Origin of the sequence: Chromobacterium subtsugae (assembly GCF_001676875.1) — a bacterium.
Classification (GTDB): domain Bacteria; phylum Pseudomonadota; class Gammaproteobacteria; order Burkholderiales; family Chromobacteriaceae; genus Chromobacterium; species Chromobacterium subtsugae.
Map to the genome: position 1 here is coordinate 209,594 of NZ_JYKA01000007.1, position 13,369 is coordinate 222,962.

At 67.5% G+C, this 13,369-nt stretch carries 10 protein-coding genes; 9 read left to right on the forward strand and 1 reads right to left on the reverse strand.

Translation table 11 applies throughout. The annotated features are described in order from the left end of the window. Nucleotides 1-582: 582 nt before the first annotated feature. Together MY55_RS12055 and MY55_RS12060 are read left to right on the forward strand one after the other, a co-directional pair. A complete protein-coding gene (locus MY55_RS12055) occupies nucleotides 583-2,052 on the forward strand; it encodes a M4 family metallopeptidase (RefSeq protein WP_043572925.1) in 1,470 nt (489 codons plus the stop codon). 95 nt (nucleotides 2,053-2,147) lie between these two features. Then, nucleotides 2,148-3,407, forward strand: coding sequence for a M28 family metallopeptidase (locus MY55_RS12060; RefSeq protein WP_047257844.1), 1,260 nt, complete (start codon nucleotides 2,148-2,150; stop codon nucleotides 3,405-3,407). 97 nt (nucleotides 3,408-3,504) lie between these two features. Here MY55_RS12060 and ppc read toward each other — a convergent pair whose 3' ends face one another. Further along, nucleotides 3,505-6,204, reverse strand: coding sequence for a phosphoenolpyruvate carboxylase (ppc, locus tag MY55_RS12065; protein WP_047243016.1), 2,700 nt, complete (start codon nucleotides 6,202-6,204; stop codon nucleotides 3,505-3,507). A 238-nt stretch (nucleotides 6,205-6,442) separates the two neighbouring features. On the opposite strand from ppc, the gene hemC reads away from it, so the two are divergent. From hemC to MY55_RS12100, 7 genes are all read left to right on the forward strand, one after another. Then, entirely contained in the window at nucleotides 6,443-7,372 is a 930-nt protein-coding gene (gene hemC / locus MY55_RS12070; protein ID WP_043572914.1) for a hydroxymethylbilane synthase, read from the forward strand. A gap of 35 nt (nucleotides 7,373-7,407) precedes the next feature. Then, nucleotides 7,408-7,938, forward strand: coding sequence for a DUF1697 domain-containing protein (locus MY55_RS12075; protein WP_043572912.1), 531 nt, complete (start codon nucleotides 7,408-7,410; stop codon nucleotides 7,936-7,938). Then, the gene (locus MY55_RS12080; protein WP_047237070.1) at nucleotides 7,935-8,666 is read left to right on the forward strand and encodes a uroporphyrinogen-III synthase; all 732 of its coding nucleotides are present in this window, start codon (nucleotides 7,935-7,937) and stop codon (nucleotides 8,664-8,666) included. Before MY55_RS12075 ends, MY55_RS12080 begins: the two co-directional genes overlap by 4 nt. Then, complete coding sequence (locus MY55_RS12085) at nucleotides 8,663-9,700, forward strand: uroporphyrinogen-III C-methyltransferase (RefSeq protein ID WP_043572908.1); 1,038 nt, start codon at nucleotides 8,663-8,665, stop codon at nucleotides 9,698-9,700. The genes MY55_RS12080 and MY55_RS12085 overlap by 4 nt, the downstream gene beginning before the upstream one ends. 3 nt (nucleotides 9,701-9,703) lie before the next feature. Continuing rightward, nucleotides 9,704-10,912: a heme biosynthesis protein HemY gene (locus MY55_RS12090; RefSeq protein ID WP_047237069.1), complete on the forward strand. Its 1,209-nt coding sequence runs from the start codon at nucleotides 9,704-9,706 to the stop codon at nucleotides 10,910-10,912. 366 nt (nucleotides 10,913-11,278) lie between these two features. Next, complete coding sequence (gene gcvA, locus MY55_RS12095; RefSeq protein WP_043572902.1) at nucleotides 11,279-12,199, forward strand: transcriptional regulator GcvA; 921 nt, start codon at nucleotides 11,279-11,281, stop codon at nucleotides 12,197-12,199. A 91-nt stretch (nucleotides 12,200-12,290) separates the two neighbouring features. Continuing rightward, a partial coding sequence (locus MY55_RS12100) for an MFS transporter (RefSeq protein ID WP_244270681.1) occupies nucleotides 12,291-13,369 on the forward strand: 1,079 nt, incomplete at its 3' end.

Sequence of the window (13,369 nt, forward strand, 5' to 3'; positions counted from 1 at the left end):
GTATCCGGCGGCCGCTTCAAAGACAATTGTCATGTTTTTACAACAAATGTTCGGCAATAAGAACAATCTGGAATTATATCGTTAATTTTCATTTTTCCAGATGGCCTCTGCAGCACAGAAACCTAGCCACAGCAATTGATCCAGTACAGGCAAGCATCCTAGACCCATCTGCAACTGCTAGAAAGTACAGATGAATGTGGCGAAGAAAATTCCAATACATAATTTATGCACTTGGGATTGAATGAGCCAGGATACTGCCAGCAGCATCCTTCCTGTTTGCGACTACCTGGCAGGGTGTCGCGGCGGATCCCTCCTTCCCGGTGCTAGCCGCAGACGCGCCCCGGATTCTTTTCCCTGGGTGGCGAGCCTGGCAGCAGGGCGATGCGCACGACTCCCGCAAGAGGCGTCGGCGACCATACACCGCCCGGGCGGCCCAGGTTCTCCCTTCGTCGCGCCGCTTGTCCGGCGCAGTGACGACAACCCGTCCAGGACCCGCGCTTCGGCTCAGTTGCCGCCGGCCATCAGCTGGCGGCGTCGCGCGGGACGCACCCCGTCCCGCCTTGCCTACATTTGGAGTCCGTGATGAGAAAACAGCAATTGATGTTGCGTGGTTTGGTCCTGTCCGCCCTGGCTGTGTTCAGCTCGGCGGCGCTGGCGGCCGAGCGTATCGACCTGGAAAAGCTGGGCAAGATCCAGGCCAACGGCGCGGTGGCGTTCACCGGCGTGAACCAGGCTGATCTGAAGCCCCTGCGCAGCACCCAATTCGCCACCGGCAAAGTGGTGACCCGCTTCCAGCAGTACTACCAGGGCGTGCCGGTATGGGGCGAAGCCGTGGTCGAGGAAAAACAGGCCGGCGCCGTGGCCAAGACCAGCGGCAAACTATCCGGCCAATACATCGCCGGCATCCAGTCCGACCTGGCTTCCGCCAAGCCGACGTTGAGCAGCGCCCAGGCGTTGAGCCAGGCCAAATCGCTGAAGGCCAACGGCAATCCCACCTACAACGAGAAAGCCGACCTAGTGGTGCGCCTGAACGAGCGCAACACCGCCCAGCTGGTCTACCTAGTGTCCTTCGTGGTCGACGGCAAGGAGCCCAGCCGCCCGCACCTGATCATCGACGCCAACAACGGCCAGGTGCTGAAGCAGTGGGAAGGCCTGAACCACGCCGAAGCCAACGGCCCCGGCGGCAACGCCAAGACCGGCAAGTATGTCTACGGCACCGACTACGGTCCGCTGATCGTCACCAGCGATTGCAAGATGGATAGCGGCAACGTCGCCACCGTCAACCTCAACGGCGGCACCAGCGGCACCACCCCGTACAAGTTCGCCTGCCCGACCAACACCTACAAAGCGATCAACGGCGCTTACTCGCCGCTGAACGACGCGCACTACTTCGGCAACGTGGTGTTCAACCTGTACAAGGACTGGTTCAACCTGAAGCCGATCAACCAGAAGCTGCTGATGAAGGTGCACTACAGCCGCAACTACGAAAACGCGTTCTGGGACGGCACCGCGATGACCTTCGGCGACGGCGCCAGCACCTTCTACCCGCTGGTGTCGCTGGACGTGTCCGCGCATGAAGTCAGCCACGGCTTCACCGAGCAGAACTCCGGCCTGGTCTACGACGGCCAGTCCGGCGGCATCAACGAGGCATTCTCCGACATGGCCGGCGAAGCCGCCGAGTACTACATGAAGGGCAAGAACGACTTCCTGGTGGGCGCGGAAATCTTCAAGAAGACCGGCGCGCTGCGCTACTTCGCCGATCCGACCAAGGACGGCCAATCGATCGGCAACGCCAAGGACTACTACGACGGCCTGGACGTGCACTATTCCAGCGGCGTGTACAACAAGGCCTTTTACCTGATCGCCACCAGCCCGAACTGGAACACCCGCAAGGCGTTTGAAGTGTTCGTCGACGCCAACCGGCTGTACTGGACCGCCAACGCCACCTACAACAGCGCCGCTTGCGGCGTGGTCAAGGCGGCCGACGCCCGCGGCTACAACAGCGCCGACGTCACCAAGGCCTTCACCGCAGTCGGCGTGACTTGCAAATAAGCCGCCGCCCGCGGCAGGGCGGCCCCGTTCGGGGCCGCCGCCAAAATAGCCGTACCGGCGCCGAGAGGCGCCGGCCCTCGCTCGGGAGTCCCATTATGTTGAAACTGCGTCAAAGCGCTCTGCTGGTCCTGCTGGGCCTGGCCGGCGCCGCCCAGGCCCAGCCGGTCTGGATTTCGGTAGGCGATCAAGGCTATCAGCTGCTGCGCAAGATCGATGCCGGCGCCAAGAGCCAGGAAAGCCGCAAGCTGGCGGCCGACGGCCGCCTCGCCAAGGGCGCCGCCGCCGGCGAAACCGTGCACCTGGTGCAGGTGGACGACGCGCTGCTGCCCCAGCTGTCCGACGCCATCCATGAAAACCTGCGCCACTGCGGCGGCTTCATCGTCCACGGCAGCCTGAAGGAGGCGCGCGCCGCGCTGAACGGCCCGGCCGCGCCGCTGGCCGCCCTCGCCGCGCCGAGCTATGCGATAGACAACCAGGCCACGGTGAACAAGCTGCTGCCGCAGCTGCAGGACAGCAACATCCTCGGCACCATCCAGTCGCTGTCGGGCTACCAGAACCGCTTCTACACCACCAGCCACGGCGTCAACGCCTCCAACTGGATCGCCAGCCAATGGAAGCAACTGGCCGGCAGCCGCAGCGACGTGACGGTAGAGCAGTTCAGCCACGCCGGCTGGCCGCAGAAATCGGTGATCCTCACCATCAAGGGCACCGACAACGCCGCCGAAACCCTGGTGCTGGGCGGCCACCTGGACTCCACGGTCGGCAACGGCACCGGCGAAAACAGCCGCGCGCCCGGCGCCGACGACGACGCTTCCGGCGTGGCCAGCCTGACCGAGGTGGCGCGCGTGCTGCTGGCCAGCAACTACCAGCCGCGCCGCACCATCAAGTTCATGGCCTACTCGGCGGAAGAAGTCGGCCTGCGCGGCTCGTCCGACATCGCCAAGCGCTTCAAGCAGCAGCAGGTCAAGGTGGTGGGCGCGTTGCAGCTGGACATGACCAACTACCAGGGCGACGCGCAGGACATCTTCCTGTTCACCGACTACACCAACGCCGCGCAGAACACCTTCCTGGCTAACCTGGCCAAGGTTTATCTGCCCAACTTGAAGGTGGCTTACAGCCAGTGCGGCTACGCTTGCTCCGACCACGCCTCGTGGAACGCGCAAGGCTATGCGGCGTCGTTCCCGTTCGAGTCCAGCTTCAACAACTCCAACCCCTACATCCACAGCGGCAGCGACACGCTGGCCAGCTCCGGCAACCAGGCGCGCCACGCGCTTAAGTTTTCGCAGCTGGCGCTGGCCTACGCGGTGGAGCTGGGCAGCGACGGTCCGTCTGCCAAGGCGGCGAGTCTGCGCTGAGCGCTTCTCCGTCCGGGCGCGAGCCAGCCATGGGGCCGGCGCCCAGGATTCGGCCGCGGTTCCCGCTGTGGGCGGGACCGCGGTCTTTTTTCGCCGCTCAGCCGGTGTTGCGCAGGCCGGCGGCGGTGCCGTTGATGGTCAGGTGGATCGCGTGCAGCGTGTCCTCATCCTCCGGCTCGGCGCGCAGCCGGGCCAGCAAGTCGATCTGCAGCAGGCCCAGCGCGTCCAGATAGGGCAGCCGGGTTTCCAGGCTGCGGCGCAGCGTCGGATTGGTTTCCAGCAATTCGGTCTGGCCGCTGATGGCGTAGAAGGCGTCGTGGGTTTTCTGCCATTCCGCCTCTATCATGCCGAACAGCCGCTGCGCGAGCGCGGGGTCCGCCACCAGGCCGGCGAAGCGGCGCGCGATGCCCAGATCGGCCTTGGCCAGCACCTGTTCCATATTGGACAGCATCACCTGGAAGAACGGCGAATGGCGGTACAGGCTTTGCAGCCGCGCCAGCCCGGCGTCGCCGTGCTTTTGCACATAGGCGGCCACCGCGGAGCCGACGCCGAACCAGCCGGGCAGCATCAGCCGCGATTGCGACCAGGAAAACACCCAGGGAATCGCGCGCAGATCGGCGATGGCGGCCAGGCTCTTGCGCGAAGCCGGCCGGCTGCCGATGTTCAGCTTGGCGATGGCGGCCACCGGCGTCGCCTCCAGGAAGTACTGCATGAAGCCCGGCGTCTCCACCAGCGCGCGGTAGGCGGCGAAGGCGGTGGCCGACAGCTCGTCGAAGGCCTGGATGTCGGTTTCGCCGCCGGAGACATGGCCCAGGCTGGCTTCCAGCGTGGCCGCCACCAGCGCCTCCAGGTTGCGGCCGGCGATGGCCGGGTCGGAGTATTTGGCGGTGATCACCTCGCCCTGCTCGGTGATGCGGATGCGGCCGGCCACGCTGCCGGCGGGCTGGGCGACGATGGCCTCGTACGACGGCCCGCCGCCGCGGCCCACCGAGCCGCCGCGGCCGTGGAACAGCTGCAGCCGCGCGCCGGCCTCGGCGAACGCCTTCACCAGCCGCGTCTCGGCCTGGTGGAGCTGCCACTGGCTGGTCAGGTAGCCGCCGTCCTTATTGCTGTCGGAATAGCCCAGCATCACCTCCTGCACCCGCGCGCGGCTGTCCAAGAGCTGCTGGTACCAGGGCAGCGCGAACAGCGCGCGCATCACCGTTTCGCTGTTTTCCAGGTCGGCGATGGTTTCGAACAAGGGCACCAGGTTGACGCTGGCGCGCGGCGCGCCGTTTTCCAGCCGGATCAGGCCGGCCTCCTTGCACAGCAGCGCCAGCGCCAGGATGTCGCTGACGCTGGCGCAGTTGGAGATGATGCACTGGCCGATGGCGTCGACGCCGAATTCGCGCTGGATCGCCGCCGCCTCGCGGAAGATGGCCAGCTCTTTCTCGGTGGTTTCGCCGTAGCGCAGGTAGGGCGAGAACAGCAGCCTGGGCGTCGCCAGTTCGCGCGTCAGCGCCCGCACCCGCGCGGTTTCGTCCAGCGCCTGGTACTCCTCCAGGCCGGCGGCGCTGAACAGCTCGGCCACCGCGCTTTCATGGACGGCGGCGTGCTGGCGCAGGTCCAGCGGCATCAGGAAGAAGCCGAACACGTCGACGCTGCGGATCAGCCGCGACAGGCGGCCCTCGGCCAGCAGCGCGCTGCCGTGCGCGTGCAGCGAATCGGACAGCGCGGCCAGGTCCGAAGCCAGCGCCCGGTGGTCCGGGTAAGGCGCGCGCTCGTCCCAGCGGCAGTTCAGCTCGATGCCGCGCAGCCGGGCGCTGGCGCGCAGCCGGCCCTGCATGGTGGCCAGCGCGCGGCGGTAGGGCTCCTCGCTGCGGCTGACCGCGCCGTCCGGCGAGTTTTCCGCCAGCGCCAGCACCGCTGCGCTTGCCGTCACCAGCCGCGACGACATCGACAGCTCGCGGTACAGGCTCTTCAACTCCTGCAGATAGTATTCGAACGCCTGCTGCGCCTGGCGCGTCACCGCATGGCGCAGCAAGCCGGCGTCGACATTGGGGTTGCCGTCGCGGTCGCCGCCTATCCAGCTGCCGACGCGGACGAAGGAGGGCAGACACGGCGCCTCGCCCCACAGCTGGCCGATTTCGCGCTCCAGCCGCTGGTACAGCGCCGGCAGCGCTTCGAAGAAGGCCAGCGGGTGGTAAGCGACGCCGTTGGTGATCTCGTCGCGCACCGTCATCTTGAAGTGGCGGATTTCCGAGGTTTGCCACAGCGCCAGGATCGCCCGCTTCAGTTTGGCCTCCAGCGCTTCGCGCTCCTCCGGCGTCAAGTCGGCGGCGTTGAGCTGGCACAGGAAGCGGCGCACCGCGCGGTGGCCGTCCAGCACGCTCTGGCGCTGCACCTCGGTGGGGTGGGCGGTGAGGATGGCGCCCACTTGGGCATGGCTGAGCAGCTGGTGCAGGCTGTGGAAGCTGACGCCGTCCTGGCGCAGCTTGTGCAGCGCGCGCGCCAGGCTGCCCTGCTGCGGCAGCGAACCGGCCAGCTGGTGGGCGCGGCGGCGGCGGTTGTGGTGCAGGTCTTCCGCGATGTTGAACAGCTGAGCGTACAGGCCGCAGGCGCGCAGCAGCGAGGCGGCGGCTTCCGGCGCCAACTGCGGCAGCGGATGGCTGCGCTCGTCGCCGCGGCGCTGGGCGATGGCTTGCACCGCGCCGTACACCACCGGGCCTTCCTGTTCGTTGACCACCTCGGACAGCAACCGGTCCAGACAGGCCAGGTCGGCCCTCAGCGGCAAATCCTTGTCGTGTTCGCTCGTCATCTTGTTCGTCCCTAGTTTTCGACTTGTCAGGAATGGCCGCCGCCGCGACGGCCATTCCTCACCTGTCATAACCGGATAATCATCATAAGCAGCTTCCACGCCGTAGTGGCGACACTACGGCAATTTCCGCGTTTGCGCCTTGATCTTGCTGCGTCGCAACAACAAGCGCGCCAAGTCCCTGCCGGCGTCGTGGTAGAATCTGCGCCTGATTTCACCCCTTTCGATGGGACCCGGTTTCATGGACAAGATCGTCATCGCCAGCCGCGAAAGCCGGCTGGCCATGTGGCAGGCCGAACACATCCAGGCCCGCCTGCAAGCGCTGTATCCGCACCTCGCGGTGGAAATCCTGGGCATGACTACCCAGGGCGACCAGATCCTGGACCAGACGCTGTCCAAGATCGGCGGCAAGGGCCTGTTCGTCAAGGAGCTGGAGCAGGCGCTGCTGGATGGCCGCGCCGACCTGGCGGTGCACTCGCTGAAGGATGTGCCGATGACGCTGCCGGAAGGGTTCGAGCTGGCCGCGGTGTGCGAACGCGAAGACCCGCGCGACGCCTTCGTCTCCAACCGCTTCCACAGCCTGTCCGAATTGCCGGCCGGCAGCGTGGTGGGCACCTCCAGCCTGCGGCGCGAGGCGCAGCTGCGCGCCCGCTTCCCGCAACTGACGGTGAAGCCGCTGCGCGGCAATGTGCAAACCCGGTTGAAGAAGCTGGACGACGGCGAGTTCGACGCCATCATCCTGGCGGCCGCCGGCCTGAAGCGGCTGGGTCTGGCCGAGCGCATCCGCGGCGAGCTGGCGCCGTCGGAGAGCCTGCCGGCGGCGGGCCAAGGCGCGCTGGGGATCGAAATCCGCGCCGGCCGCGCCGATCTCATGGCGCTTTTGGCGCCGCTGAACCACCCGGCCACCCGCGCCTGCACCGCCGCCGAGCGCGCGTTGGCCAAGGAGTTGGGCGGCAGCTGCCAGGTGCCGCTGGGCGCTTTCGCTACTCTGAATGAGGGCACGCTGACGCTGGGCGGCCTGGTCGCGCATCCGGACGGCTCGGTGGTGCTGACCGCCAGCGCTAGCGCGCCGGCCGACTACGCCGAGGCGCTGGGCCGGGCGGTGGCGAAGAAACTGGTGGACGACGGCGCCAAGCCGCTGATCGCGGCGGTGTTGGCCGAACCGCGCTGAGGGCGGAACCACGGCATTCAAACGGAGGGGCTGGCATGGAGCACTGCATCGCACTGATACGCGGCATCAATGTCGGCAAGGCCAAGCGCATCGCGATGGCCGATCTGCGCCAGCTGGCCGCCGACCTCGGCGGCCAGGACGCGGTCACCCTGCTCAATAGCGGCAACCTGTTGTGCCGCTACCCGTCGCCGGCCAGGCTGGCCGCCGATCTCGAGGCCGGCATCGCCGGCCGTTTCGGCTTCTCTGCGCGGGTCATCGCGCTGGGCGCCGACCTCCTGCCCGCCATCATCGCGGAAAACCCGCTGCGCGACATCGCCAGCAATCCCTCCCGCTTGCTGGTGGCCTTCAGCTCCGCGCCGGCGTCGCTGGCGGCCTGCCGCGATCTGACCGAGCGGCAGACCGGCACCGAGCGCCTGGCGCTGGGCAATCACGCCGCGTATTTCTGGAGCGCGGACAGCATACTCGACAGCAAGCTGCTGCAAGCTTTCAGCCAGCGCACCGGCGACAGCGTCACCACCCGCAACTGGGCGACGGTGCTCAAGCTGCAACAGGCGCTGGCGCGATGACGCGCGTCCTGGTGGCCAGGCCGCGGAGCCAGGCCGCCGGCCTGCTCGCGCGCCTGCGCGCCGAGGGCTGGCAGGCCGGGCATCTGCCGCTGCTGGAGCTGGCGCCGCTGGCCGCCGGCCTGGCGGCATTGCCGGCCCAGGCCGCCGGCGCGGACGCGCTGTTCTGGGTCAGCCCCGGCGCCATCGACATCGGCTGGCCGGCGCTGGCGGGACAGAATCTGGCCGGCAAGCGGCTGGCCTGCGTCGGCGCTGCCAGCGCCGAGCGGCTGCGGGCGCTCAGCGGCCTGCCGGTGCTGCATCCGCGCGACGGCAGCGACAGCGAAGCCTTGCTGGCCCTGCCGGAGCTGGCCGAAGTGCGGGGCCAGCGCTGGTTGATCGTCCGCGGCGAAGGCGGCAGGGCGCTGCTGGCGCAGACCTTGGCCGCGCGCGGCGCGGCGGTGGCGCTGGCCGAGATCTACCGCCGGCTGCCCGGCGCGCCCGACTGGGACGACTTCGACGCCGCGCCGCCGGATGCCGTCGTCCTCACTTCAGGCGAAATGGTAGAGCAATTGTTCCGACTGGCTGGCCCGAGCCGGGCGGGGACGCTACAATGCCTGCTATATTGCGTGCCGCATCCGCGCATCGCCGAGCGCCTGGCCGCGTTCGGCGCGACACGCATCGTGACAACCCGGGCCGACGATGCCGCACTGGTCGCCGGCCTCAAAGAATGGTTCCGTCGTCACCCATGAGCGAATCCCAGATCAACGAAGCCATCCAGGCGCCAGCGCGCCCGGCCCGCAAACGCCCCGGCCTCGCGCTGTGGCTGGCCGCCGCCGCCCTAGGCGTCGCCGGCTGGCAGTTCTACTCCACCCAGCAGCAGCTGGACTCCATGCGCCAGGAACTGGCGCGCCGCCTGGCTGAAGGCAGCGGCGCCGGCAAGGAGCAGCGCGCCATCGCCGAGCAGGCGATGCTGGCGGCGCGCGCCACCGACGGCAAGCTGGCGCTGGTGGAGGCGCGCGTCAACGAGGCCGCCGGCCAGTACGCGACCCTCAACGGCATGTACCAGGAGCTGACCAAGAACCGCACCGACTGGCTGCTGTCCGAGATCGAGCACACGCTGGCCATCGCCAGCCAGCAGCTGCAGCTGGCCGGCAACGTGTCGGCGGCGGTGTCGGCGCTGGAGATGGTCGACGCCCGCCTCGCCAAGTTCGACCGGCCGCAGCTGATAGGCGTGAAGAAGGCGGTGGCCACCGATCTGGAAAAATTGAAGGCGCTGCCCTATCTGGACAGCGTCGGCCTCACCGTCAAGATCGACCGCCTGATGCTGGGGGTGGACTCGCTGCCGTTGGTGGTGGACGCGCATCGCCTGGGCGGAGCCCGCGGCGCGCATCCGGCGGCGCTGCCGGCCACTGCGCCGTGGTGGGAGCGGCTGTCGGCTGAGATCAGCGCCAGCCTGGGCGAGCTGATCCACATCCGCCGGATGGACAAGCCGGAGGCGTTGCTGCTGTCGCCGGAGCAGGCCTTCTTCCTGCGCGAAAACCTGAAGATGCGCCTGCTGGACGCGCGCCTGGCGCTGTTGCAGCGCGACGGCAAGACCTACGCCGCCGACGTCGCCGCCGCGCGCAGCTACGTGCAGCGCTATTTCGACCGCGACGCCGCCGCCACCGTCCAGTGGCTGGCGACGCTGGGCGAGCTGGAAGGCGCGCCTCTGGACATCAGCTTGCCGGACATGGCCTCCAGCCTGAAGGCGGTGCGCGATGCCCAGGGCGCCAGCGGGGAGTAAACGGTGAGATTCGCATTGTGGATTACCGGCCTGTTCGCGCTGGCCGTGCTGGTGGGGCTGGCCTCCACCCTGAATACCGGCTACGCCATCCTGTTTTTGCCGCCGTACCGGATGGAAGTGTCGTTCAACCTGATGATCGTGCTGGTGATCGCGCTGATCGTCGCCACCCACCTCGTCTTGCGCCTGGTCGCGCTGGCCACCGACCTGCCGCGCCAGGTGCAGCGCTTCCAGCGCCAGAAAAAGTTGAAAGCCGCCCGCCACGCGCTGCGCGAAGCCGGCATCGCCTTCTTCGAGGGCCGCTTCCAGAAGGCCGAGCGCGAGGCCGCCAAGTCGCTGGGCGACGAGTACGCGCCGGAGAACCGGGCGCTGGCCTTGCTGATCGCCGCCCGCTCCGCCAGCGCGGCCGGCGCAGGCGACAAGCGAGACGACTACCTGGGACAGCTGGACCAACTGCCGGAGCGCCTGCAGCTGGCGCGCCACATGCTGGACGCCGAGCTGAAGCTGGAAGACAAGGACGCGTTGGGCGCGCTGGCCGCCATCGAGCGCGCGCGCGCGCTGTCGCCGAATCTGACCAACGCGCTGCGGCTGGAATTGAAGGTGCGGTTGCTGCAGAAGCAGCCCGAGGCCATCCTCAGCTTGACCGAAAAGCTGCTGAAGGCCGACGCGGTCGAGCCGGAGCAGGCGCGCCGCTACCGCTTGGCTGCCTACCAGCAGCAGCTGGCCGGCATGCTGAGCGAGCGCGAGGTGCGCGAGTGGCTGCGCCGCATCCCGGAAGCCGAGCGCGGCAACCCGCAGCTGCTGCAGCAGGTGGTCAAGCATCTGATCAAGCTGCAGCAGTACGACTACGCCGCCACCTTGCTGGCCGGCGCGCTGGCCAGCGACGAAATGGAGCTGCCGGAACTGTCGCGCGAACTGGGCCAGCTGGCCAGCCATCTGAGCGTGGAGAAGCGGCTGGAGCTGCTGAAGGACGCGGAGAATTGGCTGAAGCTGCGGCCGCGCGACCACTGGCTGCTGCTGGCGCTGGGGCGCCTGGCGCAAGCGCAGCAATTGTGGGGCAAGGCGCAGAACTATCTGGAAGCCAGCGTTTCCATCCAGCCCACGCTGTGCGCGCATGCCGAATTGGGGCGGCTGTTCGAGGCCACCGGCAAGGAGGAGCTGTCGCAGCAGCATTACCAGAAGAGCCTGGAAATGGCGCTGAACCAGGGCTATTGATCCCTTCCGGGCATTGCCGCGATGCCGCCCGCCTGATTGGCTGGCGGCATTTTTCATGGCGGATCGAGGCGGCGCGGCAAAAAAAATCGGACTCCGCGGGGAGCCCGTTCATGCCAACGTGGACTGGCAACAACAAATCGATACGAGAGTGCGGACAGACATCCTGTCAGACAATAAGGATGCCGAGCGGCGAAAGCTGTGCCAGAATCAACCATTATGCATGGTTGGCGTGAGCCCTATGCATACCGGCTGCCGTCGCCATGTCGCCGCAGCCTGCGGCAACACTCGTCCCAGCATACGTGGTGGCGCGGTTTTGCACAAAGCAGTTAATCTCATGAAAACTATGAAGAAAAGGCATGTAACAGCATGAAGCTGCCTCCGCTGAATGCCCTGCGCGTGTTTGTCGTCGCCGCCGAACACCTGTCGTTCACCCGCGCCGCGGCCGCGCTAAGCCTGACCCAGGGCGCGATCAGCCGCCATGTGCAAACATTGGAAGAGTACTACGGCGCCACGCTTTTCACCCGCCAGGCCCGCGGCCTGGCGCTGACCGCCGAGGGCGAGGCGCTGCTGAAGCCGGCGCGCGAAGCCTTCCAGCTGCTCAACGAGGCGAGCGAGGCGTTGCGCTTGCGCCAGAGCGACCTGCGGGTGCGGATGCCGCCGACGCCGGCGATGCGCTGGGTGCTGCCCAACCTGGCCGATTTCCAGGCGCGCCACCCGGAGTACACGCTGCATCTGCTGACCCAGCTGATCCACAACAAGCCGTTCAACCGCGCCGAGTACGACCTGGCGGTGGTCGGGCTGTCCAGCCCGGAGGCCGCCGCCGATCTCAGGCTGGAATGCATCTGCCGCGAAAAGCTGATCCCAGTGTGCTCGCCCAGCCTGCTGGCCGGCAAGCATCCGCTGCACACCCCGCAAGATCTCAAGCACCACACGCTGCTGCACCCATGGCGCGACCAGAACACCTGGAAGCGCTGGCTGAAGCTGGCCGGCGTTTCCGGCGTCAACCCGGAGAGCGGCGTCACTTTCGACGCGCTGGAATACGCGCTGCACGCGGCGGTGACCGGCATGGGCGTCACGCTGGCGCAGGCATCGATGGTGACCCAGGACCTGGACAGCGGCCGGCTGGTGATTCCGTTCGACACCGTGCTGGAAACCGAGTGGGCCTACTACCTGGTCTACCCGCACGAACTGGCCGAGCTGCCCAAGGTGCGCGCCTTCCGCGACTGGCTGGTGGGCACCGTCGCCCGCAGCGAGGAAGCCAGCTGGCTGACCCGCCAGGGATACTGAGCGCCCGTCACATTTCTTAACCATCGCGGTTTGGACAGCCCGGCGGCTGTTCGGCAAAATGATTGACATAGCAACTATTGCCTTGTCAATCATGAATGCCCCCTCTCCTTCTCCCGCCGACATCCAGGCGCTGGATTTCCGCCAGCGCCTGCTGGCGATGCTGGGCCTGTGCTGCGTGCTGATCATGGTGGCGCTGGACCAGACCGTGGTCGGCACCGCGATGCCGACGGTGGTGGCCGACCTGCGCGGTTTCGCGCTGTATGCCTGGGTCGGCACCGCCTACCTGCTGACCTCGGTTATCACCGTGCCCATCTTCGGCAAGCTGGGCGATGACCACGGCCGCAAGCCCTTCGTGCTGACCGCCATCGTGCTGTTCACCGCGGCCTCGGCGCTGTGCGGCCTGGCGCAGGACATGCTGCAGCTGGTGCTGGCGCGCGCGCTGCAGGGCGTCGGCGGCGGCATGCTGGTGGCCACCACCTTCGCCAGCGTGCCCGACCTGTTCCCGCATACCCGCGAACGCTTGCGCTGGCAGGTGATGCTGTCGGCGTCGTTCGGCCTGGCCAACGCCATCGGCCCGTCGCTGGGCGGCTTCCTCACCGAATACCTGGGCTGGCGCTGGGTATTTTTCGTCAATTTGCCGGTCGGCGCGGTCAGCCTGTGGTTCGTCTGGCGCTACCTGCCGGTGATCCGCCATGCCGCCCAGGCGCCGTCCAGGCTGGACTGGCAGGGCGCGGTGTTGATCGCGCTGTTCCTCGGCTCCCTGCAGCTGGCGGTGGAGTGGCTGCCGCAGCACAAGTCGCCGTGGCTGCTGGCGCTGCTGGCCGCGTTGAGCCTGGCTTCGCTCGCGGCGCTGATCTGGTGGGAAAAACGCAGCCCCAACCCCTTGCTGCCGCCCAGCATGCTGGCGCATCCGGGCCTCGCGCCGCTGTTCGGTCTGTCGCTGCTGATGGGCTTCGGCATGTTCGCGGTGATGTATTACGCGCCCTTGATGTTCCAGGCCGGCTTCGGCCTGTCGCCCAACCACGCCGGCATCCTGGTGACGCCGCTGGTGGTGTTCATCACCATAGGCAGCATGCTCAACGGCCGCATCGTGCAGCGCTTGCGCCGCCCCACCCGGCTGCTGAGCGTCGGCTTGCTGATGTTCGCGCTGACGGCGGCGCTGCTCAGCCA

Coding starts and splice junctions, on each gene's coding strand:
- MY55_RS12055 (WP_043572925.1), top strand. CDS start 583: ATGAGAAAACAGCAATTGATGTTGCGTGGTTTGGTCCTGTCCGCCCTG.
- MY55_RS12060 (WP_047257844.1), top strand. CDS start 2,148: ATGTTGAAACTGCGTCAAAGCGCTCTGCTGGTCCTGCTGGGCCTGGCC.
- ppc (WP_047243016.1), bottom strand. CDS start 6,204: ATGACGAGCGAACACGACAAGGATTTGCCGCTGAGGGCCGACCTGGCC.
- hemC (WP_043572914.1), top strand. CDS start 6,443: ATGGACAAGATCGTCATCGCCAGCCGCGAAAGCCGGCTGGCCATGTGG.
- MY55_RS12075 (WP_043572912.1), top strand. CDS start 7,408: ATGGAGCACTGCATCGCACTGATACGCGGCATCAATGTCGGCAAGGCC.
- MY55_RS12080 (WP_047237070.1), top strand. CDS start 7,935: ATGACGCGCGTCCTGGTGGCCAGGCCGCGGAGCCAGGCCGCCGGCCTG.
- MY55_RS12085 (WP_043572908.1), top strand. CDS start 8,663: ATGAGCGAATCCCAGATCAACGAAGCCATCCAGGCGCCAGCGCGCCCG.
- gcvA (WP_043572902.1), top strand. CDS start 11,279: ATGAAGCTGCCTCCGCTGAATGCCCTGCGCGTGTTTGTCGTCGCCGCC.